Below are 25,685 nucleotides of genomic sequence, written 5' to 3'. Positions count from 1 at the left end.
ACAATATCTCACTTTTGCTTATAAACGCTATTAAAAGCATCTCGAACAGCTTCAATAGGCGGATTTTCAAGATGAATTGGATTCGCAATGCCGTCTAAAATCACAAATCTAAGAATATTTCCTCTAGCTTTTTTATCTTTATGCATTAAATCTAATACGTTATTAAACATACTCTCAGAATCTGTGCTACTAGTCCAACAAATTGGAAGACCAAGAGAAGAAAGCAAGTCTTTGTGATATTTAACATCTTCACAAGTCAAATATCCCAAATTCTTCGCCAATTGAGCAGCAAAAACCATTCCAACGCTAACAGCATTTCCATGACGCATGCGGAAATGCTCTATCTGTTCAATCGCATGACCTAAAGTATGTCCATAATTCAAAAATTCACGAAGTCCTTGTTCTTTCAAATCTTTTGAAACATGGTATACTTTTACTCTCACAGTGCGCTCAATAAGATCTGTTATAAGATTGCTAAGCTCAACGTTTTTAATAGAGCTGGCTTTATCAAAAACATTTCTATCAAAGCTTTTTATTAGCTTATTATTATGCTCATCGCTTAAAATTTGTAGAATATTTAAGTCGCGAATAAATCCAGATTTCACAACTTCTCCTAAGCCTTCAATAAAAATATCTTTAGGCAAAGTAGAAAATGTAAAAGTATCTGCTAAAACACCTGCAGGAGTGTAAAAACTTCCAACTAAATTCTTTCCAGCAGAAGTATTTACGCCAGTTTTACCACCTGTAGAAGCATCAACCATAGCAAGAAGAGAAGTAGGGCAATTCACATAGCGAATTCCGCGCATCCACGTTGAAGCAACAAATCCAGCTAAATCTGTAACAGCTCCACCGCCTAAACCAACTATTGCATCCGAACGAGTGAAACCTAAATCACCCAATTTCGACCATAAAGAATCCGCCACACGCACAGTCTTTCCAGCTTCAGCATCTGGAACTAGCATTTCATACACATCGTATCCAGCACGCCGCAAAATCGTGCGAGCTTTATCACTATGTCGCTGTACTGGCTGAGTGTGTATTAAAGCAACTCGATTAACTGAATCACCAAGCATTTGAGGAAGAAGTTCCAGCGCGTCTTCTCCAATTCGCACATCATATTCTTCAATTCCAGGGCAAGGCACGTGTATCATACGCTGATTTAACATATTTTTTAACTTTTCTGCAGCACCTTTTGCAGTAGCACCATTCGTGAGCATGTAAATATTAGCTAGACTTCGAAATATTGGATTGCGTTTTTCATATAATTCAAGCCAACGAGTAGCACAATCACTTCCCGAAAAAATAGGGCGATTATTATTTCTTCCAACACGTTCAATAGCTTCATTAGGATTTGCTTGCAAATATACAATTCTGCCACCATTAGCTCTATATTTTTTCAAAACTTCTTGAGTGGATTCATCAGTTGGAGCTCCTCCCCCTAAAGAAACAATTCCACTACAAGCAGTAGAACCTTCAATCGCATTTCGAACTATTTTAGCTTCTATAACTCTAAATTCTTCTTGACTATGCGACTGAAAATATTTCGCAACGCTCATTCCTATTTCTTGCTCAATTTCTGCATCTGTATCTATAAAAGGAATATGCATTAAATTAGCTACTTCTCTGCCAACTCGAGTTTTTCCAGCACCCGGCATACCTATGATTACACCTAAAGGCATTTGATTCGTACTCACTTCATATACTCCGGCCAAGAATTTATGTAAGATTCAGCATTTCGCTTTGTTTCAAGCAATGAATCTCCACCAAACTTTTCTAAAGCATATTTTGCTAAAGTCAATCTCACCATAGCTTCAGCAACTATAGACGCAGCAGGAACAGCTGTGAAATCAGAACGCTGATTTATTGCATGAGCAGCCTTACCAGTTAGTATATCGATTGTGCGAAGAGCACGAGGAATAGATGGGATTGGTTTCATTGCAGCACGAACGCGAATTGTTTCACCGTTAGACATTCCGCCTTCAATTCCACCAGCTCGATTAGTTAAACGTGCGATTTTACCATTTTCATCTCTTACAATCTCATCGTGAGCAACAGAACCAGAAACGTTTGCTTCTTCAAAACCATCTCCGATTTCAACTCCTTTAATTGCTTGGATTGACATAAGAGCTGAAGCAAGAGCTGCATCTAATCTTCTATCTGCTTCAACATAGCTGCCAAGACCTGCAGGAACACCGTAAGCTAAAACTTCCACTACTCCACCAAGCGTATCTGCAGCAGATTTAGCTTCGTCAATACGCGATATCATGCGCTTTTCAGCATCTTTATCGAGAGTTCTAACAGGCGAAGAATCTAAAGCAGAAACGTCTTTAGGAGTAGGCAATTTTGAAGATTTACTAGCATAAATTCCACCTATAGAAATAACATGAGCAACAGTTTGAACAGACAAAGCTTGATACAAAAAATTAGCAGCAATTGCCCCTATTGCAACTCTAGACGCTGTTTCTCTTGCACTAGAACGTTCTAAAACTTCACGAGCATCATTAAAACCATATTTTCGCATTCCAGTTAAATCAGCATGCCCCGGACGCGGTCTAGAAAGCGCAGCGTTACGACCTTCGTGAAGTATCTCATGGTCCAAAGGATCTACGCTCATAACTTCACTCCACTTTTGCCACTCACTGTTTGCAATTTCAACAGCAATTGGAGATCCGAGTGTTAATCCATGACGAACTCCAGTTAAAATACGAACTTTATCTTGCTCAAATTTCATGCGAGCGCCACGACCATAACCCAAGCGTCTTCTATAAAGTGCAGAAACAATATCTTCACTCGTAATCTTCACTCCTGCAGGCACGCCTTCAATAAGAGCGACCAATGCCTCACCATGAGATTCACCGGCAGTTTGCCAACGTAACATATATCCTCCCATAATGCTGATTCTTAAAACTTCATTGTACTCATTCAATAATATTCTCAAAGCATATAAATAACTTCTAGAAGTTCTGACCACCGTAAAAGAAGTTCTGACCACATACGCTAACTTCTAACCACCATAGAAGAAGTTCTAGCCACATACACTAACTTCTGACCACACTACAAGAATTTAGAACAATATTTAAAATTAGACACACAATTAAAAACCGCTTACAACCGTATAAAAACTTCTAACCACATGCGCTAACTTCTAACCACACTACAAGAATTTTCTTGAATAAAAAATACTTGATTCTTAACATAATTTCATGATTCAAATTAGTGCACTGATAGCAGCTATTCCAACGCTAATATGCGCAATAGCATTGTGTTTTACAGATATACTTTATTTTGTTGTGCCACGAGCGTGGGTAATATTTGCGATTATTTTGCAAACGCTTTCAACTTCAATATATTCGATTCTTCTAAAACACGATTTTTCAATAACTTTTTTAGGGTGGATTTCCGCAGCTATCTGTTGTTGTTTATACGTCATAATGCGTTATATCGCAGGCAAAAAATCACTTGGATTCGGAGATATAACTTGTGCAACTATGCTCGCTCAAGCGTTGATATTATTTGGATTCGAAAGCATAATAACATGGATTGCACTTACTGGAGTAATCGGAATTTTTGCAATTATTATATGCAATATACATAAAAAATTTCATGAAATATTTCACACAAAATATAGAAAAACACCAGAAGCAATCAATAGTGCAGAATTTAACAAAAACTATCAAAACTTTCGCGAAAATAACGCAAGCATGAACAACGCAAACTCTCACACAATCACAAGCGCAAGCGCAATCCGTAGCGCAAACTCAAACACAAACTCTATCTCAATCAGCGAAAGCAACTATAAAAATAGAATTGCATTCATCCCAGTTGAAGTATTATCTGCAATTATTGCAATAGCAATTTATCTGGCATGAAAATCTGGCATGAAAATCTAGCATGAAAATCTAACAAAACAGAAAACTTAATACAAAGCCAGCCACCAAATGCCAGCCACCAAATGCCAGCCAACTAGCTTAACTAAACAAACAAAACTTCAAGCAAATCCGCTAACTAGCCAACATCCAGCCACCTTGCGCATTACGCATTAAAGCGCACATACTTCACAAGCAAGCAGAAGCCGTTAGACGGCAAACCATCAAACCATAAAGCCAGCAAGCCAAACAGCCAAGCCAAGCGCCTAATTAGCATCCTTATTATTACGCTTATACTCATCTTTAATCTTCAAAAATTCTTCATGAGTATTTACAAACTTCGTTTCTCCTGTTTTCAAATCAGTAGTAACGAAATAAAGCCACGAACCATTTTCAGGATGCATTGCAGCAGCAATAGCGTTAGGACCAGGAATGCTTATAGGAGTAGGCGGAAGACCTTTATGAATTCGAGTATTATAAGGATTATTTGCGTTATCTAACATTGATTTAGTAAGATCTATAGCTCTCACACCAGCACCATACGCTATAGTAGTATCCATTCCTAAAGGCATATCTTTGTCTATGCGATTCAAAATCACGCGCGAAACTTTCCCATAATATTCGCGATTATTTACTTCAGCTTCCGCAATAGATGCAATCTTCAAGATATTTTCTCGCTTATCGCCTTTAGGTACACCAATTGCATTAAGCTTAGCGATTCGCTTTTCTACCATTGCAGACATTATTTTTTCAGCAGATTTCATAGCCTTAACGTTATAAACACCAGGCTCTAACCAACCTTCAAAGCTACCAGACGCTTCTTGAGGTAAAATTCCAGCTCCTTTTGCTTGTAAGATCGCTTTAAACTTAGAATAATCAATACCGGAAATTTCAGACGCGCGCTTAATAATATCAACAGAACGCTCGCCAGCTTTCACTTCCAAAAATCCTGTAGCTTTCTTTCTATTTGAAAGAATATCTGCAACATCTATAGCAGACATATGCTTTTTTAGCTCGTATATTCCAGGATACAAAATTTTATTATTAGAAGAAACAATACTTGTAAAAACAGCTTTAGACTTAACTATTTCTTCTTTTTCTAGTCTAGAGCCAATAGAATTCGCGCTTTCACCAACTTCAACGCTAAAACTTATTGAGCCTTCACCAGGACCAGGCCAATCCTCTGATGCAGATAAACTTTGATACCCAATCATAGAACGCACAGCTCGCGCCAAACCATAACCTGCAAAGCACACAATAAGAGCAACAATAAGCAAAACGATTATTGCTTTAAAACGCTTTTGTTTTCGCGATTTTCTTGAGTTTCTAGATTTATTTCTTCGCATTGCCCGCCGGTGTTTTCTGCTATTAAGTAAATTAGATTTTGATGAATTAGATTCAGATGAACTAGAAGAATTAGATGAGTTAGACGTGCTAGATTCAGAAGAACTAGACGCGCTAGAAGTTGAGTTTGATGAAATAGGACTTGAGTTTGATGAAATGGATTTCAACAAGTTATCTGTAGAAGAATCTGATTTAGACGAGCCAACACCATGCGAATCAACACCATGAGGATCATCCTCATGCGAATCATCCTCATAAAACTCATCTTGCTCGGAAGCTTGGCTAGTCCATTTAGCATGACGCTCAAAAAAATCATCAAAATTCTCAGGCAAGATACTCTCCTTCATCTTCCATTACTGTAATCATCAATAGCTGATTGCAAAATCAAAACTGCAGATTGCTGATCAACCATTGGACGATGCTTTTTAGTAGAAAGATCCGCCTGTAAAAGCTGGCGGTGAGCGCTTACTGTAGTTAAACGCTCATCTTTCCAAACTACTTCCGGTACGTAAGATAACTCCCAATCATTTTCATCACGCAATAATTGCATTCTTTTTATAAGATTTTTACCCCACCTGCGAGATTTTTTAGCAGATTTACCTTCAGAACCATCGAGTTGTAAAGGCAAACCAATCACAACTCTTGAAACACTGTTATCTTCAATAACGCAAAGTACTTCATCAATAGCCCTAAAAGAATCGCCCTGAACTTGCACATTCCCAATCGGATGTGCAAAGGTGAGCTCAGGGTCGGAAAGAGCAAGACCGACCCTAGCATCACCTAAATCAACACCCAGCCAAATCATCGTAAGCTTAAGTTAAATAATCATGCTTCACAGCTTAGCAACTTCGTTTTTAACTGATTCGAGTGCATCATCAATCTTAGATGCATCTGTGCCGCCGCCCTGAGCAAAGTCTGGCTTGCCGCCACCGCCACCACCAAGAACCTTGGAAGCTGTACGTACTAAATCGCCAGCTTTAGCGCCAAGTTCACGAGCAGCATTATTAGTAGCGATTGCAACCATTGGACGATCCTCTTCGTTTACTCCAGCAAGAGCAACTACTACAGGATAATCCTCGCTTAAACGAGAGCGAACATCTAGAACAGTCTTTCGCAAAACATCGAAAGAACCAAAGTTACCAACATTCTTCACAACTAGCTTAATTTTTGCATCGCTTTGCTTGCAAGCTTCAACTAGAGAAGGAATAGACTCATTTAATTGAGATTCATAAACAGCAGCAAGTTTACGATCAGAATCCTTCATCTTATTAAGCAAAGATTCCAAGCGTTCAGCCAACTCATCTGGACGGGCATTAACCATGTCTGCAAGCTGCGCAACTAAAGTATGTTCGCGAGCACCATACTCATATGCAGCTTCACCGCATAAAGCGTCAATTCTGCGAACTCCAGAGCCAATAGAAGACTCAGACAAAATCGTAACCATTCCAATCTTGCCTGTGCTCTTAGCGTGAGTACCTCCACAAAGCTCACGACTCCAACCATCGCCAATCTCAACAACTCGCACAACGTCACCATATTTTTCGCCGAACAAGTGCATAGCTCCAAGCTTGAAAGCATCATCAATTGGCATCTCTTTTGGAACTACTTGCAAATCTTCACGAATACGTTCATTTACTCGAGCTTCAACACGTCTTAAAGCGTCTTTATCAACAGCTTTTTGCCACTGGAAATCAAAACGCAAACGATCTGGATCAACCACAGAACCACGCTGAGTTGCTTGTGGTCCAAGTTCCTCGCGCAAAGCCTTGTGAAGAGTATGAGTTGCAGTGTGAGAACGAGCTAAAGCAGCTCTTCGAACTTGATCGATATTCGTGTTCACGGGAGCACCAACACTTAAAGTACCTTCAGTAAGTCGGCAGCTGTGAACGATCAAATCCTTAATTGGACGCTGAACATCATCAACTTCCAAAATTGCGCCATCATCGGAAATAATCTCTCCTTGATCTGCAATCTGACCACCGCGTTCAGCATAAAATGGCGTGCGATCAAGAATAACCTCAACGTTTGCAGGAGCACTAACGCTTTTAACAGAGCCTTTACCTGCCTCAACAATCGCCAGAACATTGGAACGACTTGAAAAATCAGTGTAACCGAGGAAGTCAATCGGCTTTTCTAATGCTTTCTTAATATCGTCATAAACGCTAACATCAACATTATGACGCTTCTTCAAAGCATCTGCTCGTGCACGGCTCTTCTGCTCACTCATGAGCTCGCGGAACTTAGCTTCATCAACTTTAACACCCTGCTCAGCTGCCATCTCTAAAGTCAACTCAATTGGGAAACCATAAGTATCGTGCAAAGTAAACGCGTCTGCACCTCCAACCATAGGGTCATCCCTGTGCTCTTTCTTAGCTTTTTCAACAGCCAAATCGAGAATAGTCGTACCCTTTTCTAGAGTCCTGCGGAACGCATCTTCCTCACCGTAAGCAGCTTCGCTAACCTCATGGAAAGTATCGTTAAGCTCCGGATAGCTTGGTTCCATAGCGCCCTTAGAAACAGGGAACAAGGTTGGCAAAACTGGGTCTTGCACGCCAAGCATGCGCATTGCGCGAACAGTTCTGCGAAGAAGACGGCGAAGCACGTATCCGCGACCAACGTTGCTTGGACGCACTCCATCGCTCATAATCATCAACGCGGAACGCACGTGATCTGCAACAACACGGAAACGAACATCCGCATCAGCGTTGCTGCCATACTTTACGCCACTAAGCTTTTCTGCAGCTTCAATAACAGGATAAACTTCATCAGTTTCGTAAATATTTTCCTTACCTTGCATAAGGTATGCCAAACGCTCCAAACCAGCGCCCGTATCAATATTCTTCTGATCAAGTTCTCCAACAATATGAAGATCAGTCTTAGATTTAACGTTATCTACTTGGAAGTTTTCAAAAACCAAATCCCAAATCTCAATAAATCGAGATTCATCTGCAGCAGGACCGCCGTCTTTACCATATTTAGGACCGCGATCTACGTAAATTTCAGAGCATGGACCTCCTGGACCAGGGCCACCAGTAGTCCAGAAGTTATCTTCCATTCCGAAAACTTGCATATGCTCTGGATCAAAGCCCTCGTTCTTCCAAATTGCTCGAGCTTCGTCATCGTCAGTATAAGTTGTAACCCAAAGTTTTTCTGGGTCAAAACCGTAACCGCCTTTATCTTGTGGAGTTGTTAAAAGCTCCCAAGCGTAATGAATTGCTTCTTCCTTAAAGTAATCACCGAATGAGAAGTTTCCAACCATTTGGAAGAATGTGCCATGACGAGTAGTTTTACCAACTTCGTCAATATCTAACGTTCTTACACACTTCTGGTTCGATGCCATTCTGCGCGATGGAGGTGTCTGCTCTCCTAAAAGATAAGGTATGAATGGAACCATGCCTGCAATAGTGAAAAGTGTAGTTGGATTTGGTGAAATCAGCGATGCTGAAGGCATGACCATATGACCATGATTACCAAAGTAATCAAGATAACGCTTTGCAATTTCTGCTGTGCGCATAGGTATGAACTCCTTGTGTTATATTAAACGCCGTGTAACAGTGCGGCACAAAAGAATATCATACCATCATGCTTAAGGCGCTAAGACAGATATATAAATCTGCAATATTTTATTATCTTCAGGATTGTTAATTATAGTAAATAATCCTACGCTATAGTAAATAATCCTACGAGTATTTAAAAATCAACTCTCTAAATCATGATATTCGTATTTGGAAACGTTAAATTCCTCTGCATATTTAGAATTTAATTCTTCTTCACGCTTTTTGCGACTTGAATTAAAATCTTTGAATAGAATTAAAAGAGTTTGCAAAGTAATATTATCTGGATTCTCATCATCTAAAATTTTGCTTCCAGTAGATGAAAGCCTAGTTTTCAAATAAGCACGAAACTTGCTAACAGTTAAAACTCCAGCAATAAAACCAATACTAATCCAAAACAATCGCTTAAGCATCATTACTCCTTTTTAGGAATCTAGATTAGAAGAACTAGAAGAATATTTGGAATATTTAGAATATTTAGAAGATGTCGATTTTCCGCGAGAACTTCCGCTAGAATTTCCACGCGAACTTCCACGCATCTTTTTCGATGATTTTACATACTGTTTTTCGTTCTCAGCAGGTTGTTCTGCGCGATCTTCCAAGCCATTTTCGTTACGCTTTTCATCACGCTTCTCATCCGAAGACTTCTCATAAGACTTATCTTCACTCTTTAAACCTGAAGACTTTTCCGAAGACTTACCTGAAGACTTTGAAAATGAAGTAGAAACAGATTCAAAAGCAGTTGCAGCAGAAGCAACAACTGAAGCTAATGAAGAAACTACAGACATTGCTATAGAGGAAGCTGCATCAGAAATATGACCAGCTGAATTTTTTAGTCCTGAAAAATTAGAAGAACTAGCAGAATTTGATGATTTGCTCTTAGAAGATCCATAAGAATCAGAACTCGAAGAAGCAAAAGAAGCAGAAGAAGTTGGAACAGAAGGCTTATTAAAGAAGGAATTAAAAGTATCTTTTATTGCATACCCAACGGATGCAACTTTTATAATCGGCTTTCCTAAGAACGAACCATACAAATCAGTAAGAGCGCTGATATTCGTTAATGTAGTGCGAGCAGAATCAGACATAGCGTTTACATCATCTAAAGTCTTATTAACTTTTTGCATAGTAGTTAAAGACTCGTCAATTGCATCAATAGCATGATCGCCTGAATCTTTAACAGTGTTTGCAATTTGATCAAACATTTTACCCAATCGAATAAGTGGGTAAATTAAAACGCCAGAAAGTACTGCAAACGCAATTGCTGCAATAAGTCCCGCAATTTCTCCAACGCTCATCGTACCTCTTTCCTCTATTTTAAGATTTTCACTAATATTGCTACTACTGCTACTTAAAATTGCCGTATTTCAATGACACAAGACTAACTAACGGTCGCGACTCATAAAAGCAACTTATCACAGCAGCAAATTAGAGAAAAATCATCATGCATAAAAAGATAAAACCTAAGATTACTCGTTATAACCTTGAACACTAATTGCATTATCTAAAGGCTTAGTTGTATCAAAATCAAGACGCGTAATACTACCGTTACGAGGACGTTCACTTAGATCGTAAGCGCCACGCGCAAAACGATGCATAAGACTTAAAAGAGTGTTTCCGTGTGAGATTTGTAAAACATTATCTCCATTCTGCAAACTCTTATTCGCTGCGATAAGCAAAAAACCGCCTTCTACGCGAGTCCAATATTCAACATCTGATTCAGCATCGTGAAAAGGATCTGCTTCTTTAAGCATGTCGCGAGTTGCAGGAAGCCCAAATTTTTCAACGATTTCATTATAAGAATGCACTCCATGTGGAGCACCTGCAGCCCACCAAGCCATAGACATATCTTGACCTTCAAAATAACCGTAGCATTGTTCTCTAAAATGCATATCGCTTACAAGATTTGGTCGCGAGTGTCCAGATGATTCGTTTACATCGAGAATTGTTTCAGCAGTTTCCAGAGCGCGAGTTGTATCTGAACAATACGCTGCTGCAAAATCAATATCACTCAATTTTTCGGCAGCTTTATAAGCATCTGCAATACCGCTATCCGTCAACGGAGAATTAGACCACCCTTGTAAACGATTATAGCGATTGAACATAGTCTGACCATGTCGAACTAAGTAAAGATGTAATAACATATCTGCCTTCTGTTAATTTAATCTAAATCTATTTCTCCAATTTCATGGAATCGCTTAGCGATAAGCTCTGGAGTTGTATCTGAAACCCAAGCAGCCATACCAGATTCAGATCCTGCTAAATACTTAATCTTATTAGCAGCTCGTCTGAATGAGAAGAATTGCAAATTCAAACGATAATGCGCTCTTCTCGAATCATGAACAGGAGCTTGATGCCATGCTGCAATATAAGGCAAATCCATTCCTTCACCATCTTTAGTCACAAAGAATTTATTACCTCTACGCAACAAAGTAATATACATTTGCGCTAAATCCCAACGTTCTTGATCGTCTAATTGATCTAAAGTTAAAACGTCACGAACAGGAGCAACATGGACCTCTAGCGGCCAGCGAGCAGCAGCAGGAACATAAGCTACCCAACTATGATTTCGCATAATCACGCGAGTTGAGGCATTAAGTTCTGCTTTCATTAAATCTTTGAGCAAGTTTGAACCAGTGCGATCAAAATATGCTTCTGTATGTCGTAATTCTTGCTCAAGTCTAGGAGCAATAAATGGATAGCAATAAACTTGACCATGAGGATGAGCTAGGGATACGCCTATTTCTGCACCGTGATTTTCAAATGGGAAAATTTGCTCAATTCCATCAATTTGACTGATTTCTGCAGTTCTAAAAGCCCAAGCTTCAACAACTGTACGCATTCTAGAAACTGAAAGATTTGCTGGAAGTAGATTTTCATCTGGACCAAAGCAAATCACTTCACAACGACCAGCAGCAGGAGCTGACTTCCATAAAGGATTTCCATCAATATACTTAATATCTCGGCTTTCTCCAGGAACTTGAACCATTGATGGGAATCGATTTTCAAAAATCACAACATCATAATCAGTATCTGGAACTTCACCGTCTTGATAAGGATCTCCCGGTTTGCGTGCAGCTAAAGGATTGCTTTTAGCTAAAACAGTTGGACCTGCAGTAATAGGTCTGTTCATGCGAGCAGTTGCCATTGGAATCCAATCTCCAGTAAGAGGATCTTGGCGCATTTGCGGAGCAGTATAAGGCGTTTCGTTTCCTTCCGAATCTACTAAATACGAGAAGCGATACGGTAATTTGCGAGGATCTTTTAACTCTCTAGTTTTACGACCGCTTACATATTCTGGATTGTCGTCCATATAGAAGAAATCACGTCCATCTGCAAGCTTTGTAGCAGTAATTCGAATATGCTCTCTTGCATACGTTCCAGGACGATACAGTTTATATGGATATTCGCCGTTAAAATCGCGGATAGGACTTTGCGCAATAGTTGATATAACTGGAGAATCATCTTCAGAAGAAAGAAGCGAGGAGGATTGTTCTTCTGTGCTTGTTACAAGATCGCTTAGAGAAGAATCTCCAACGCCTGTACTAGTTATTTTATTGATTACAGGAGTATTTTTTTGTTGCGATGCGCGAATTGAATCCACGTCTATAGCATCGAAAGCATCTGTATCTTCTAAGCTTTTAATTACTTGAGAATCGCTTATTTTAGAGCGGACAGATCCTTTTTCGTCGATTTCAAAACCGGCAGCAGCTCCACCTTCAAACCCTGCGCCTGCGCCTGCAAAACCTGCATTAGTTGGTATTGAATGTAAACCGTCCATAGCGAAAGTTTTTTCGTTTGAATCAGATTTACTTGTTGAATAATCTTCAGTATCGCTCATGTTATTTTCCATAATGTAACTCTTGCTTTGATTTTCTAAGTTTTGCGTTAAAGTCTTCTCATTTTCTAGTAAATTATCATTAATTGTATTACGAAATAATGTATTATCTGATGTTCCCCCATTATTGAACTTATCTCCCTCGCTGCCATTTTCCCGAGCTGGCTCTTTTGAAATATTGTAAGACATCTCGACTCCATCGTCTTCGAATCCGAAGATACCTATGCATAGTTTTTTCTATTCTATGCTTTATTACTATATTGCGCACTCACTATGTTAGATTTTGTAACATAACGAGCGTTCTTGTAAAGATTATATCATATGTGTGTGTATTTTTAACATATTTTTGTAAGAAAATGTAAACTTTTACGAAACGCCGAGAAAATATAATAATCTAAACATTTGCCAATAAAGTACAATCAAACTTACTTAACACTAATATTCCACACTACGTGTAACATATCTTGCGATGTCTATTTTTATAGACATCATCTGGAGCCTTAGCCCATCAGTGGGTCGGCACGCAAATCTTGCTATTTACGTGTTCGTGTGTAATGCACGAAGAAGCACTGGAGAGGCCGGCTCAGCGCGAATAATCATAAGATTTGATTCGCGTTCCGTTCAGATAACGACAGAATTAAAAGGATTAGTTATGACTAATATTCAGCGTTCTCGCCGTCAGGTGCGTCTTTCACGCTCCCTCGGCATCGCTTTAACTCCAAAAGCTCAGCGTATTTTCGAGAAGCGTCCATATGCTCCAGGTGAGCACGGTCGCACTCGTCGTCGTACTGAGTCCGATTACGCAGTACGTCTTCGTGAGAAGCAGCGTCTTCGCGCACAGTACGGTCTTTCCGAGAAACAACTTCGCGCTGTTTACGAAAAGGGTACGCACACTGCAGGTCAGACCGGTGACGCAATGCTCACCGATTTGGAAACTCGTCTTGATGCTTTGGTTTTGCGTGCAGGCTTTGCTCGCACCACAGCTCAGGCTCGTCAGTTTGTTGTGCATCGTCATATTTTGGTTGATGGCAATCTTGTAGATCGCCCATCTTACCGCGTCAAGCCAGGACAAACCATTCAAGTTCGTGCTAAGAGCCAGACTATGGTTCCATTCCAGATTGCTGCAGAAGGCGTTCATCGCGATGTTTTGCCAGCAGTTCCTGGTTACCTCGATGTGAATCTTGCCTCTTTGAAGGCTACTTTGACTCGTAAACCGGAAGTCGATCAGATTCCAGTTGAAGTCAACATTCAGTACGTTGTCGAGTACTACGCTCGCTAAATTCTGGATTTCATTCTTAAGGACATACAGCTTGACCCCTGCTATGCAGATCGCATTGCGGGGGTCAATGCTTTGTAAACAAAAAGTATGCAACTTCTAAGCCAATATTTACAGGATTTTCCTATCAAATGGGGCTGAGCTCTCGGAGTTTCTCTCATCGCAAGATTTTTACATTGCTCTAAGAGAAACTCCGAGATCTCTTTGCATGTTTAGTCTTTTAATCTTCGGTTAATCACTGAGATTTTTCGATTTTTCTTCTTCATTCGATGAATCACCATCGGGCTGCGAATCGACTGAGATTAAAGCTGCATGGTGCGCTTTAAGCTCCTTCGATGAGTGAGCTGGCACAGAGGGGAAGTCCAGTGGACTTCCCTGCCAGCGAAGTGTCGAACTGTTAGTGCGTGCGCGATAAAAAATGGCACTAAAGATCTCATTCAGGGCGAAAAATCTTAAATCTCTGCCTAACTAATAGCAAAGCGCGCGTTGTCAATTAACATTATTCTCTAATAGCGAGAGCACTCCACAATCCATGGAATATATGCGATCCGCGCAATTAGCTGCTTTCAAATCATGAGTAATCATTAAAACTGCTGAGCCATTATTTGCTGCATCCATTAGCATATCCATAACTATCTGAGTATGTTCAGAATCTAAATCACTTGTTGGCTCGTCTAAAATTAAAAGCTTAGGATTGCTCATCATTGCTCTAGCAATCATAACTCTTTTCATTTCACCGCCCGAAAGCTCTTTAGGATAACACCATAATAAATCATCAATACCGAGTTTTTTAAGCAAAAACATAACTCTAGTAATATATGAATCATCTTCTTGACAATCAGGAAAAGCTACATACATAGGCAACATTACATTTGCACACACAGTAAGATTTGGGAGTAGCGTTTGCGTCTGAGAAACATAGCCTATACTAGTAGCTCGCAATTTTGATATTTCATTATCGGAACAATTCGATGAAGAAATATTACAGCCACACACAACCACATCACCGTAAGTAGGCTTTAGCAAACCTGCAATGAGATTTATAAGCGTTGTTTTTCCGTTACCAGACTTCCCTACAATCGCCACAAATTCTCCGGATTTCAACGAAAAATTAACGTTATCTACAGCTGAGAAAATCTTTTTTCTGCGAATAAAATTACGCGTAACATTACTAAGAGATACTATTTCAGTATCTTTTAAAGAATTACTTTCACTCATAGCAAGATCTCATTCCCCTTCACGAAGTTTAAGATACGCTTCACCTACAGCAATATTTCGCGTAACAACAATTGAAGTCAAAAGAGTAGTAATCAATGAAACTAAAATGCCTACAATAATCAAAATAACAACAGGAATAGCAGTAATTTCAAGATAAGGCAATTGCAATTGTTTAGAAATCAAAGAATTATAAGGGAATAAGATAAGCGATGCAAAAGCTACTCCAATCACACCTCCAGATAAACCGATTATGCAAGATTCTTTGACAATAATTTTCACTAAACTTATTCGATTTACGCCAATAATTCTTAAAGACGCGCATTCCTTCTTGCGTTCGCTAATAGAAGATGCAAAAACTGTAACCATAACAATAATTGAAATAAGCCACAAAATAGCAACTACAACTGTAATTGAACGAGTTACTATAGATAGGTTCTCTTTAGTTGTTGCTGTAATACCACCTGGGAAAATTATGCCAATGCTGCTTAATCCGCTTGTTTTACGAATATTATCTGCAACTTTTTGAGGACTATATGATTTATCTACTTTCACAAGAACTGCAGAAATAGCTTTAGTCGCATATTCTTTTGGAATAGCAACATGGCCTACTTTTGCTGAATATTCAACTATTTGCGGCACAGTTTGCCTATTTACAAACACAGAATTATCTAAGCTAGTACCGGTTTTTGCAAGTTGAGAAACAACATTCCATTTATGACCATACAATCGCACAGTATTGTCGTAAGATACGCTAACATTTGCGCCTGCAATCATATCTCCCTTATGCAAAACAGAACTATGCTGAGAGTAAATCCATGGTCCAATCACAAAATCTGTAGAAGGATCAAATCCTATAATTTGCAACTTTTCAGCACAGCAACCTGCAGAGAGTGAAGAAATATACGTTTGTACACTAACTTTTTTCACTCCGGGCGCGCGTTTAACTAAATCTTCTATATTGTTTGTGAAATAAAAAGTGCTTGAACCGCCATTTGTGAGCAAAGCTTCAGCTTTAGTATTAGTACCTTGTGGAACTACCATAATATCCGCGCCTAAGCGTTCACGCATACTTTTTAATCCGCGAGATAAATTCATAGAAATAAGCGCGCCGCCAAAGAATACAGCAGATAAGCATGCAGCAACTACTATAAGAGCAATAGTTCTTAATGGCTTACGTTTAAGATTCTCCAGCGGCAAACGCTTTAATGTAATTCGTTGCATAATAATTAGAAATTATACAAATTGTTATTATGCAATTTTAGTTTTCCGACTCATTCTTCAAATCGAAGTATGCGCAAGATGCTGAAATTACAGCTGTAAGAACAGACAACACGATTAAAGTTGGTCGAGTAACTGAATTGCATTTCATCATAGGGCTATTGCAAACACCAATAAGGAAAGTAGGAACGGCAATCATCAATAATGAATTTGCAACTATTGCAATGCTAATACCAGCACGAACAGGAGCTTTTACAAACAAAGCAACAACTCCGAGTAAAGCAATAATAATTCCTATTCCCAATGCTGCTTGTCCAGTGTAATAGCAAGCTCCATGCATCATATGCATTTTTGACATACCCATTGAACCGCATACTTTTGCAAAAGTGAACGGAGCAATAGCAATAAGTATTCCGAAAACAATCGCTGGAATTGATGCAAATAATTTGTTTTTCATAAATATCTCTTTCTAAATATATTTTTATATTTTTGTGTCACATTTTCTCTAATGCAACACGCTATACGGCGCTCACGTTTGCAAACGCCACGTCTTTTAAAATCTTTAATTTTTCAAGCTCACTTAAAACAACTCCCCCAAAAGCTATTAAATAGTCTTAGTAGCTGTTATTTTTATTCAGTTATTTTTATGTTCCTATTCAATTATTTCTATTCAGTTATTGCATGTTCCTATTCAATTATTTATATTCAATTATTTTGTTTGTTTTATCTTTTGTACTTACTTTCATTCTTATTTTTTCTTACATGCAAAAAGAAAACAAGTCTTGAATATTTTCTTTTCATAGATATAATCACAAATTCTTATAATTAACTTTCTAAGAAAACTATCAATTCATTTGCGAAAAATTTCATTTTACAAACGAAAAACTCTCAAATTTTCAAGTATAAAGCTTCTTAAATTTACTGTTTCATACATTAGATAAAACTTTTCAACTTCAAAACTTCATAACTTCTCAATAGGAGCTACTCTCAACATTAAACGCTTTACGCCATCAGAGCCAAAATCAACTGTAATAATCGAATTTCTGCCTTTATCTTGCGTTGCAACTATAGTTCCCAATCCATATTGGTCATGCGTAATTTTATCTCCAACGTGAAAATCTTCTATATTTAACTGATTATCGCGATTTACTTGATTATCGCGCGAAGCAGAACTAGAAGACGAGCGAGAAGAAGTAATAGAAGATTTACGAGTAGTTACAGAACTAGATTTAAAACGCGATTTTGATGATCCATAAGAAGATCCATAAGACGAACCACTTGAATAAGAAGAACTACTTCCATAAGACGAACCATAAGATGAGCGCGAAGAAGAACCATACGAAGACGAACGCGAACTACTTGAATACGAAGATCCATAAGACGATCCATAAGACGAGCGCGAACTACTCCCATAAGACGAAGATTTCTTACGTGTTTTAGCAGATTTCAAACTCGAGCTAGACTTATGCGCGCGAGATCCAAACGAAGTACGAGAAGCGTAAGAATCGTCAAAATCATCTATAAAATCATCGTCATAGTCGAAATCATCATCGAAATCATCAACTTCATCATCAAAATCATCATCTGAGTCATAATCATAAGACGGCTTTTTAGAATTCCAATGAATCAAATCTTCAGGAATTTCATCAAGGAATTGGCTAGGAATCATATCCATCGCATCTCCCCATTGCGAGCGCACAGATGCGTAAGTCAAATACAATCTTTGCTTCGCGCGAGTAATTCCAACATAAGCTAATCGTCTTTCTTCAGAAAGCTCAGATTCATTATCCATTGAACGAGAATGAGGGAAAGTTCCTTGCTCCATACCTGTTAGAAACACAACAGGATATTCCAAACCTTTTGCAGTATGCAAAGTCATAAGCGTAATTTTTCCCGTATCTTCACTACTTGTAGGAAGTTGATCGGAATCTGCAACAAGAGCTGTTTGCTCAAGGAATCCAGCAAGGGTCACTTCATCTGCATTCTGCTCATATTCAGATGCAACTGATTGCAATTGCGATAAGTTTTCAACGCGATTTAAATCTTGTTCATCTTCTGAACGTTTCAACTCATCTAAAAGACCTGTTGAATCGAGTATATTTTTAACTATTATGGAAGGTCTTGAATCATTTTTTACAGCCATTTGCATAAGCTCACACATAAGAGTGTGGAATGCTTTGATTTGAGTAATACTACGCGTTGGCATTCCAGATATATTTTCACATTGTTCAATCGAATTCCAAAAACTAATTCCTTTAGCTTTAGCATAAGAAAGTAAAAGCGATTCTGCGCGATTTCCAAGACCTCTTTTAGGTACGTTAAAGATTCTACGCATATTTATATCGTCGTCTGGGTTCACAATACTTTGCATATAAGCGAGAGTGTCTTTAACTTCTTTGCGTTCGTAGAATTTCGTTCCGCCAACTAATTGATATGGTAATCCAGATTTAATTAAAGCATCTTCAAGAGCACGCGATTGAGCATTAGCTCTGTACATAATAGCTATATTTGAGTATGGAATATTTTCTTTAGTTTTAAGTCTGGATATTTCTTCAGCAATCCATAATCCTTCTTGAGAAGAGTTTTTAGCACCGTAGCCAATTATTGGATCGCCTTTGCCTAATGCTGTCCATAATTTTTTCGGCTTGCGCTCTTGATTATGAGATATAACGGCGTTTGCTGCGTCAAGAATCGTTTGAGTAGAACGATAATTTTGCTCAAGCATAATTGTTTTAGCGTCTGGGAAATCTTCTTCGAAATCCTGTATGTTTCGTATATCCGCACCTCTAAAAGCGTAGATAGACTGATCTGAATCACCTACAACAGTAATTGATGCAGGTGATAAAACATGCTGTGAAACAGTCTTAGAAACGTTCTGTGTAGATTCTGAAGATCCTGCAGATTCTGAAGATCCTGAAACTTGAGCTGAAGCAGATTCTGAAGATCCTGCAAATCCTGCAAATCCTTTAACTTGCGCATCTACTCCCGATAGTTCGCGAATGAGCACGTATTGAGCGTGATTCGTATCCTGATACTCGTCAACTAGAATGTATCTGAATTTTCTACGATATTTTTGCGCAACTTGCGGAACTTTTCTCATAAGTTCCACAGTTCGCATAATTAAATCATCAAAATCAACAGCATTTGCAATAGAAAGCCTATATTGATACTCTGCGTAAACAGTTGCGTATAAAGACTCACTTTGACCTACTTTAGAAATCTTCTGTCCGCCTACTCCTACGTGATAATCTGGAGCGTAAGCTTCCAATTGATCTTGCCAAGTTATCAAACTATTTTTGAAATCAGATATTTTTCCTCGTAAAACTTTTGGAGTAAATCGTTTAATATCAATATTTAGATCAGTTTCGATTTGCTTAATCAAACGCTCGCTATCTGAAGAGTCATAGATAGAAAATCCTGGTTTAAGACCAATCATTCCTCCATCTCTTCTCAATATTTTTACGCAAGCTGAATGGAATGTAGAAACCCACATATTAAGAGCTTCATTCCCTATAAGCGTAGCTAAGCGTTCGCGCATTTCTTGAGCTGCTTTATTTGTAAACGTGATTGCAAGAATATGACTTGGCCACTCGTGAAATTGGCTTAAAATCCAAGCGATTCTTCGAGTTAGCACGCGCGTTTTGCCAGAACCTGCACCTGCACCAATCAATAATGCAGAACCTTTGTATTGCACTGCTTTAGATTGTTGTTCGTTAAGACCGTCTATGAGTTTATGCGGATCAATTTCGATTTGTTGAAAATCATTTTGACGATACTTATGAGTGGCATGAGTGTTAGGAGTGTCAGTAGTGACATAATCGTCAGCGTCTTGATTGCTCTGGTAACTAGACATTTGATTTCGATAGATAGCATCCTGATTGCCATAGCTAGTAGACTGATTTTGCGCACTCAACATACGATTCTGCGTGTTCGGAGTTTTTATATGCGATTTAGTCTTATCTGCTTTCAGATTAGACTCGAGAGACAATTTAGAAGATGACTTTGAAATATGATTTTTATGATTTTTATCATCATCATTTTCAACTGGATTGCCAAACAAATCAGTAACGTACATGCTTAAACTCATTCACTCAGGTTTACCACATACTAAGGTCACTTAATATCGAATTTGAATTAAAAATAGCTTTTAGTGTTTTTAGTTTTTTTAAAAAATATGAAGATAATAATAAATAATAATTAAAAGCAGAAAACAGTCATTAAATCGCGAAAGAAAATAATACTAAAATCAAGTAAGATCAAATAAAATCAAGTAAAATAGCATAATTTACAAGCTTCTATACGTATTTGTATTACAGTCAGGGGTATGCTTGAGTTTTACTATCTTACATTGCGTGTTTATGCAAATATTTCATGCACACACACAACTAGCAAAAAGATTTAAAGTTTGCAAAATTAAAAACTAAAAACGTAAGAAAACTGTTATGAAAGGAAAGCAATCGTGCAAGAACTGGAAGAACGCATCCGCAAAAACGGCATCGTGAAACCTGGAAACGTCTTGAAAGTTGATGCTTTTCTTAATCACCAATGCGATGTTGAATTATTTGACAAAATGGGCAAAGAATGGGCTGAGCATTTTAAAAATTCAAATATAACTAAGATTCTTACAATCGAGTCTTCTGGAATTGGAATTGCGTGCGTAGCTGCAAGGCATTTTGGCAATATTCCTGTAGTTTTCGCTAAGAAAGCGCAATCTATAAATCTTGATGGAGATCAATACGTATCTACTGTTTTTTCTTTTACTAAACAACGCGAGTTTCCTGTGATTGTCTCTCGCAAATATTTAAGTCAAGAAGATCGAGTATTGATTATTGATGATTTTTTGGCTAATGGTAAAGCTTTACAAGGTTTGATTGATATTTGTAATCATGCTGGAGCTACGGTTGCTGGAATTGGAATTGCGATTGAAAAAGGTTTCCAGGGTGGCGGAGATGCGTTACGTGACGCTGGATACGATTTAGATTCTCTAGCTATTGTTGAGGAAATGAATCCAACAGATGGCTCTATTTCTTTCCGTAAGTAGTGCTTTACGTAAGTAGTGCTTTCCGTAAGTAGTGCTTTACGTAAGTAGTGCGTGAAAGTATTTTTAAAAATATAGATTATTCTAAAGCATATGAAAACTGCATTGAAATAGATACGTAAAATATGCAAATGAAATAGCTACCTAAAAATGATATCTAAAATATGTGCATGAAATATACCTGAAAAATATCTATCTAAAAATGTGAAAGAAACGAGAAGAATTTTGCGCAAATCTCACTTTTGCATAAAAATACGGTAAAGTACTCTGGTTAGTAAATATACGCATAAACAATTGAGTAGGTGGCTAAACATATGTCTGAAGTTGTGATTGCAAGCGCAGCACGCACACCTATCGGAAAGTTCGGCGGAAGTTTATCTTCGCTATCCTCAGTTGACCTAGGAGCGATTGCAGCAAAAGAAGCAATCAAGCGCGCATCAATTGACGCTAAAGATGTTGACCAAGCTATTTTTGGAAACGTGTTACAAGCTGGAAGCGGTCAAAACGTAGCTAGACAAATTGCGTTGCGCTCAGGATTAGATACATCTAGCTGTGCAATGACAATAAACGAAGTATGCGGATCTGGCTTAAAAGCAATACGTTTAGCACAATCTGCAATAGTAATGAAAGATGCGCAAGTTGTAGTTGCAGGCGGCACAGAAAGCATGAGCAACGTTCCTTTTTACGCAACTAACATGCGTTTTAGCGGACACAAATACGGTGATTTCACTCTTGTTGACGGCTTAAAAAGAGATGGCTTAAACGATGCTTTCACTGGCAACGCAATGGGCACAACAGCAGAAAACGTTGCAGCACGATTTGGAATAACAAGAGAAGCTCAAGATCTTTTTGCACTAAATTCTCATCGCAAAGCTGTAGCAGCACAAAAAAATGGTGATTTTGACTTAGAAATTGCGCCTGTAACTCTTGAAGACGGAAGCGTTGTATATAAAGATGAACACCCTAGAGAAGATACTTGCCTTGAACAATTATCTAAACTTCACACGCTTTTTAATACTTCAAATGAATTAGCTTGCTCACACGAATCAACTGTAACTGCTGGAAACGCGAGTGGAATTAACGATGGAGCTGCAGCTTTAGTTCTTATGAGTAAAGATTACGCGATTGAACACAAAATTGAGTATCTTGCTGAAATTGTGGGATTTGCTGAAGGTGGAATTGACCCTGATTTAATGGGCTATGCTCCAAAACACGTTATGGAACGAATGCTAAATTCTACAGGATTTAGCGTTAAAGATATTGATTTGTTTGAAATAAACGAAGCTTTCGCAGCTCAAAGTATTGCAGTTTCCGAACAATTGCATATTGACGAAGAAAAGTTAAATGTGCACGGAGGAGCTATCGCTCTCGGACACCCGTTAGGAGCAAGTGGAGCAAGAATTTTAACAACGCTTATATATGCTTTGCGTGAGCGTAAACAAAAAAATGGAGTTGCAGCATTATGTGTTGGCGGCGGAATTGGAGTCGCGATGCAGATTAAGATGGCAGATTAAGATTGCTGAATAAGCTTGTCTGATTAAGCGGAAAATTTAAAAAAATTCGGCGAAAGAATAAAGTTAAAAAAAAATAGTAAAAGTAAAAACAAGGAAAAGATTTCAATGACTGCTTTCCGTGAATTAAGCGTAGAAAATCGCATAAAAACGTTGCAATCAGAAGGTTTTCTAAACGAAGAAGAATCACAACTTTTACTAAAACAATTAGCTGAAAGCTCTGAAACTAACATACCTGCAGATGTTGCAAACCACATGATTGAACATCAAATCGGAAAATACACTCTCCCAGTTGGCGTAGTCAGAGGATTGATTGTAAACAGCAAAACACACAATGTACTTCTAGCTACAGAAGAACCGTCTGTGATTGCAGCAGCATGTAACGGAGCTAGAATCGCATCGATGAGCGAAGAACATGGCGTTATAGCATCATCTGAAAAATATTTAACAACAGTACAAATAATTTTCGAAGACTTAAACGGAAAAATCGCTCAGAAATTAAAAAACATTATTGAAACTGAAAAAACAAAAATATTAAATATTGCAAAGGATGCTCACCCATCGATTGTGCAAAGAGGCGGCGGCGCGCGAGAATGCCGCGTTGAAGCTTTTACGAACTTCGCCAAACTGTCGATTGACGTAGACACTTGCGATGCAATGGGCGCAAACATCGTAAACACTATTGGCGAAGCAGTAAAAGCCCAGCTGGAAAGCTGGCTCGGCGCGCGAGCGCTAACAGCAATACTCACGAACACAAGCAAACAATCGACTACAGCAGAAGTGCACCTTCCTACAATTGCTTTAGCTTCAACAAAATTGCCTGAAAGTCAAAGAGCAGAGGAAGGTGCGCGACTCGCGCAGCGCATCGCGGCATTAAGCGCATATGCCGCCGCTGACCCAGAGCGCGCAGCAACGCATAACAAAGGAATACTCAACGGAATAGTTGGTGCTGCACTCGCGTCAGGAAATGATACGCGAGCGCTAGAAGCAGCTGCTCATGCGTGGGCTGCGCGCTCAAAAAGATACATGCCTCTTTCAACATGGTGCCTCGAAGATAAAATACTTTACGGACAAATCCAAATCCCACTTCAAATAGGAATAGTTGGCGGATCTATAAGCTCATTGCCATTAGCGCAAATAGCAATACACGTTGGAAAATACTCTACTTGTAACGAGTATCGAAACGTTTTAGCTTCTCTTGGACTAGTTCAAAATCTAGCAGCATTACGCGCTCTTGCAGGTCCTGGAATTCAAGAAGGTCATATGCGCTTGCAATCAGCTAATATAGCAATAGCAGCAGGAGCGAAAATGCAAGAGATTGAAGAAATAACGAATAAGCTTGCAAGCATGAGCGATAAAAATAGAAATATTAAAATTGCAAAAATGCTTCTTGAAGATTTACGAAATTCTTAAAGAAGAAAAGAGTAAAAAATGACTTTTTCTCTTAAAAACATTGAGAGCAACCACGCTAAACAACTTTTTAAAGATAATGAAAACACAAGCGTTGAAAGCAATCCCGTTGGAATTGACAGAATCAGCTTTACAACACCGCACTATTACGTTGATTTAACAGATTTAGCTAAAGCTCGCGAAATAGATCCAAACAAATTCACTATTGGCATTGGGCAAAGCGAACAATCTGTTCCTCCAAACAATCAAGACATAGTAACTCTTGGCGCTCAAGCAGCGCTGCCACTTTTAAAATATGTTAAAAAAGATAAACTAAAAATGTTAATCGTTGGAACAGAAAGTGGCGTAGATGCAAGCAAATCCAGCGCGTTATACATTCACAATCTTCTAAAACTTAACTCATGCGCACGCTGCATTGAAATAAAAGAAGCATGCTACGGCGGAACTGCAGCACTTATGACAGCATGCGATTACGTTCGCGTTCACAAAGACTCGCAAGTTCTTGTTATAGCTGCAGATATTGCTAGATACGGGCTTAACACTCCTGGAGAAGTTACTCAAGGTGCTGGAGCAGTTGCAATGCTAATAAGCGCGAATCCTCACGTGCTCAAAATTAACGATGATAGTGTGGTGAAATCATGCGATATACAAGACTTTTGGAGACCAGTTTATCAAGATACTGCTTTAGCGCGAGGAAAATTCTCTAGTGAAAAATATATTGAATTTTTCTTAGATGTATGGCAAAAATATTCAGAACAAAACTCTTGCGATTTAAACGATTTTGCCGCGCTTTGCTTCCATTTGCCGTATACAAAAATGGGGTTGAAAGCTTTGAGAGCAGCTATGGATTCTAGCGAAAATCTTTCTGAAACTTCACGAGTTCGATTACTTGAAAAGTATGAAACTAGCACAAAATACAGCAGGAGAATAGGAAACATTTACACAGGCTCTTTGTACCTAGGATTGTTATCGCTTCTAGAATTAGACGGAAATACAGAAATAGCCAATCCAGAAATAGTCAATCCGGGAGCAGCAAATCCAGCAGCAACTTCAATTCAAACAAACGAAATTCAAACAAGCACAATTCAAACAAACTCGTCATGCGAGAATCAAAAATTCAGCTCGCTTAAAGAAGGCGACAAAATCGGATTATTCTCCTACGGCTCAGGCGCGATTGGCGAATTCTTCACAGGAACTCTTATGAAAGGATTTAAGCAAGCTCTATTTGCAAGCGAACATATTGAAATGCTTAATTCGCGCGTGAAATTAACAGTTAGCGAATACGAAAAAATGTTTAACAGCGTAGCTAAATACTGCCCAGAAGACTTTGTAAGCGACAGCTCACATCGCGAACGCACGCAATTCTTCTTGAACTCTATTAGCTCGCAAGAGCGAAACTACATCTAAAAAATAAC

General features: G+C 38.7%; 18 protein-coding genes and 1 pseudogene. 6 read left to right on the top strand and 13 right to left on the bottom strand.

Annotated features, from left to right (window positions below; all coding sequences use genetic code 11):
* Positions 1 to 8 precede the first annotated feature (8 nt).
* On the bottom strand, positions 9 to 1,679 hold the full coding sequence (locus HXT27_RS03355; RefSeq protein WP_103042847.1) for a bifunctional shikimate kinase/3-dehydroquinate synthase: 1,671 nt from the start codon (positions 1,677 to 1,679) through the stop codon (positions 9 to 11).
* A gap of 11 nt (positions 1,680 to 1,690) precedes the next feature.
* A complete protein-coding gene (gene aroC, locus HXT27_RS03350) occupies positions 1,691 to 2,878 on the bottom strand; it encodes a chorismate synthase (protein ID WP_103043252.1) in 1,188 nt (395 codons plus the stop codon).
* Positions 2,879 to 3,431: 553 nt separating this feature from the next.
* On the opposite strand from aroC, the gene HXT27_RS03345 reads away from it, so the two are divergent.
* Positions 3,432 to 3,869, top strand: coding sequence for a hypothetical protein (locus tag HXT27_RS03345; protein WP_103042846.1), 438 nt, complete (start codon positions 3,432 to 3,434; stop codon positions 3,867 to 3,869).
* A gap of 263 nt (positions 3,870 to 4,132) precedes the next feature.
* Here HXT27_RS03345 and mltG read toward each other — a convergent pair whose 3' ends face one another.
* The 7 genes and pseudogenes from mltG to galT form a co-directional block, all read right to left on the bottom strand.
* Positions 4,133 to 5,347 carry an endolytic transglycosylase MltG gene (gene mltG / locus HXT27_RS03340; RefSeq protein WP_369803146.1) on the bottom strand — a complete coding sequence of 405 codons (1,215 nt, stop codon included), beginning with the start codon at positions 5,345 to 5,347 and terminating at the stop codon, positions 4,133 to 4,135.
* A gap of 206 nt (positions 5,348 to 5,553) precedes the next feature.
* Positions 5,554 to 6,015, bottom strand: coding sequence for a Holliday junction resolvase RuvX (ruvX, locus tag HXT27_RS03335; RefSeq protein ID WP_103042845.1), 462 nt, complete (start codon positions 6,013 to 6,015; stop codon positions 5,554 to 5,556).
* Between the two features lie 27 nt (positions 6,016 to 6,042).
* Positions 6,043 to 8,724, bottom strand: coding sequence for an alanine--tRNA ligase (gene alaS / locus HXT27_RS03330; RefSeq protein ID WP_103042844.1), 2,682 nt, complete (start codon positions 8,722 to 8,724; stop codon positions 6,043 to 6,045).
* Positions 8,725 to 8,907: 183 nt separating this feature from the next.
* Complete coding sequence (locus HXT27_RS03325) at positions 8,908 to 9,180, bottom strand: hypothetical protein (RefSeq protein ID WP_422113095.1); 273 nt, start codon at positions 9,178 to 9,180, stop codon at positions 8,908 to 8,910.
* A gap of 456 nt (positions 9,181 to 9,636) precedes the next feature.
* Positions 9,637 to 10,059 (bottom strand): annotated as a pseudogene (locus HXT27_RS03320) (DUF948 domain-containing protein); the annotation flags it as partial.
* A gap of 171 nt (positions 10,060 to 10,230) precedes the next feature.
* Complete coding sequence (locus tag HXT27_RS03315; RefSeq protein WP_422113094.1) at positions 10,231 to 10,905, bottom strand: histidine phosphatase family protein; 675 nt, start codon at positions 10,903 to 10,905, stop codon at positions 10,231 to 10,233.
* Positions 10,906 to 10,922: 17 nt separating this feature from the next.
* Positions 10,923 to 12,188, bottom strand: a complete 1,266-nt coding sequence (gene galT, locus HXT27_RS03310; protein WP_196489661.1) for a galactose-1-phosphate uridylyltransferase — start codon at positions 12,186 to 12,188, stop codon at positions 10,923 to 10,925.
* 1,063 nt (positions 12,189 to 13,251) lie between these two features.
* On the opposite strand from galT, the gene rpsD reads away from it, so the two are divergent.
* On the top strand, positions 13,252 to 13,878 hold the full coding sequence (gene rpsD / locus HXT27_RS03305) for a 30S ribosomal protein S4 (RefSeq protein WP_075524039.1): 627 nt from the start codon (positions 13,252 to 13,254) through the stop codon (positions 13,876 to 13,878).
* 486 nt (positions 13,879 to 14,364) lie between these two features.
* On the opposite strand, the gene HXT27_RS03300 is transcribed toward rpsD, so the two are convergent.
* The 4 genes from HXT27_RS03300 to HXT27_RS03285 form a co-directional block, all read right to left on the bottom strand.
* On the bottom strand, positions 14,365 to 15,093 hold the full coding sequence (locus HXT27_RS03300; RefSeq protein WP_103042841.1) for an ABC transporter ATP-binding protein: 729 nt from the start codon (positions 15,091 to 15,093) through the stop codon (positions 14,365 to 14,367).
* A gap of 9 nt (positions 15,094 to 15,102) precedes the next feature.
* Complete coding sequence (locus HXT27_RS03295; protein WP_103042840.1) at positions 15,103 to 16,314, bottom strand: ABC transporter permease; 1,212 nt, start codon at positions 16,312 to 16,314, stop codon at positions 15,103 to 15,105.
* A 37-nt stretch (positions 16,315 to 16,351) separates the two neighbouring features.
* Positions 16,352 to 16,768, bottom strand: coding sequence for a DUF4418 family protein (locus HXT27_RS03290; protein WP_103042839.1), 417 nt, complete (start codon positions 16,766 to 16,768; stop codon positions 16,352 to 16,354).
* A gap of 504 nt (positions 16,769 to 17,272) precedes the next feature.
* The gene (locus HXT27_RS03285; protein ID WP_103042838.1) at positions 17,273 to 20,398 is read right to left on the bottom strand and encodes an ATP-dependent helicase; all 3,126 of its coding nucleotides are present in this window, start codon (positions 20,396 to 20,398) and stop codon (positions 17,273 to 17,275) included.
* A gap of 372 nt (positions 20,399 to 20,770) precedes the next feature.
* On the opposite strand from HXT27_RS03285, the gene HXT27_RS03280 reads away from it, so the two are divergent.
* The 4 genes from HXT27_RS03280 to HXT27_RS03265 all read left to right on the top strand — a co-directional run bounded on the left by HXT27_RS03280 (position 20,771) and on the right by HXT27_RS03265 (position 25,677).
* On the top strand, positions 20,771 to 21,352 hold the full coding sequence (locus HXT27_RS03280) for a xanthine phosphoribosyltransferase (protein WP_199172704.1): 582 nt from the start codon (positions 20,771 to 20,773) through the stop codon (positions 21,350 to 21,352).
* A gap of 311 nt (positions 21,353 to 21,663) precedes the next feature.
* A complete protein-coding gene (locus HXT27_RS03275; RefSeq protein WP_103042836.1) occupies positions 21,664 to 22,863 on the top strand; it encodes an acetyl-CoA C-acyltransferase in 1,200 nt (399 codons plus the stop codon).
* Between the two features lie 57 nt (positions 22,864 to 22,920).
* The gene (locus HXT27_RS03270) at positions 22,921 to 24,273 is read left to right on the top strand and encodes a hydroxymethylglutaryl-CoA reductase, degradative (protein ID WP_255408288.1); all 1,353 of its coding nucleotides are present in this window, start codon (positions 22,921 to 22,923) and stop codon (positions 24,271 to 24,273) included.
* 18 nt (positions 24,274 to 24,291) lie between these two features.
* Complete coding sequence (locus tag HXT27_RS03265; RefSeq protein ID WP_103042834.1) at positions 24,292 to 25,677, top strand: hydroxymethylglutaryl-CoA synthase; 1,386 nt, start codon at positions 24,292 to 24,294, stop codon at positions 25,675 to 25,677.
* Positions 25,678 to 25,685: the final 8 nt, after the last annotated feature.

The sequence above is a fragment of the Gardnerella bivia genome (genome assembly GCF_049262715.1).
Classification (GTDB): Bacteria; Actinomycetota; Actinomycetes; order Actinomycetales; family Bifidobacteriaceae; genus Bifidobacterium; species Bifidobacterium vaginale_A.
This window is presented reverse-complemented; position numbering and strand designations above follow the sequence as displayed.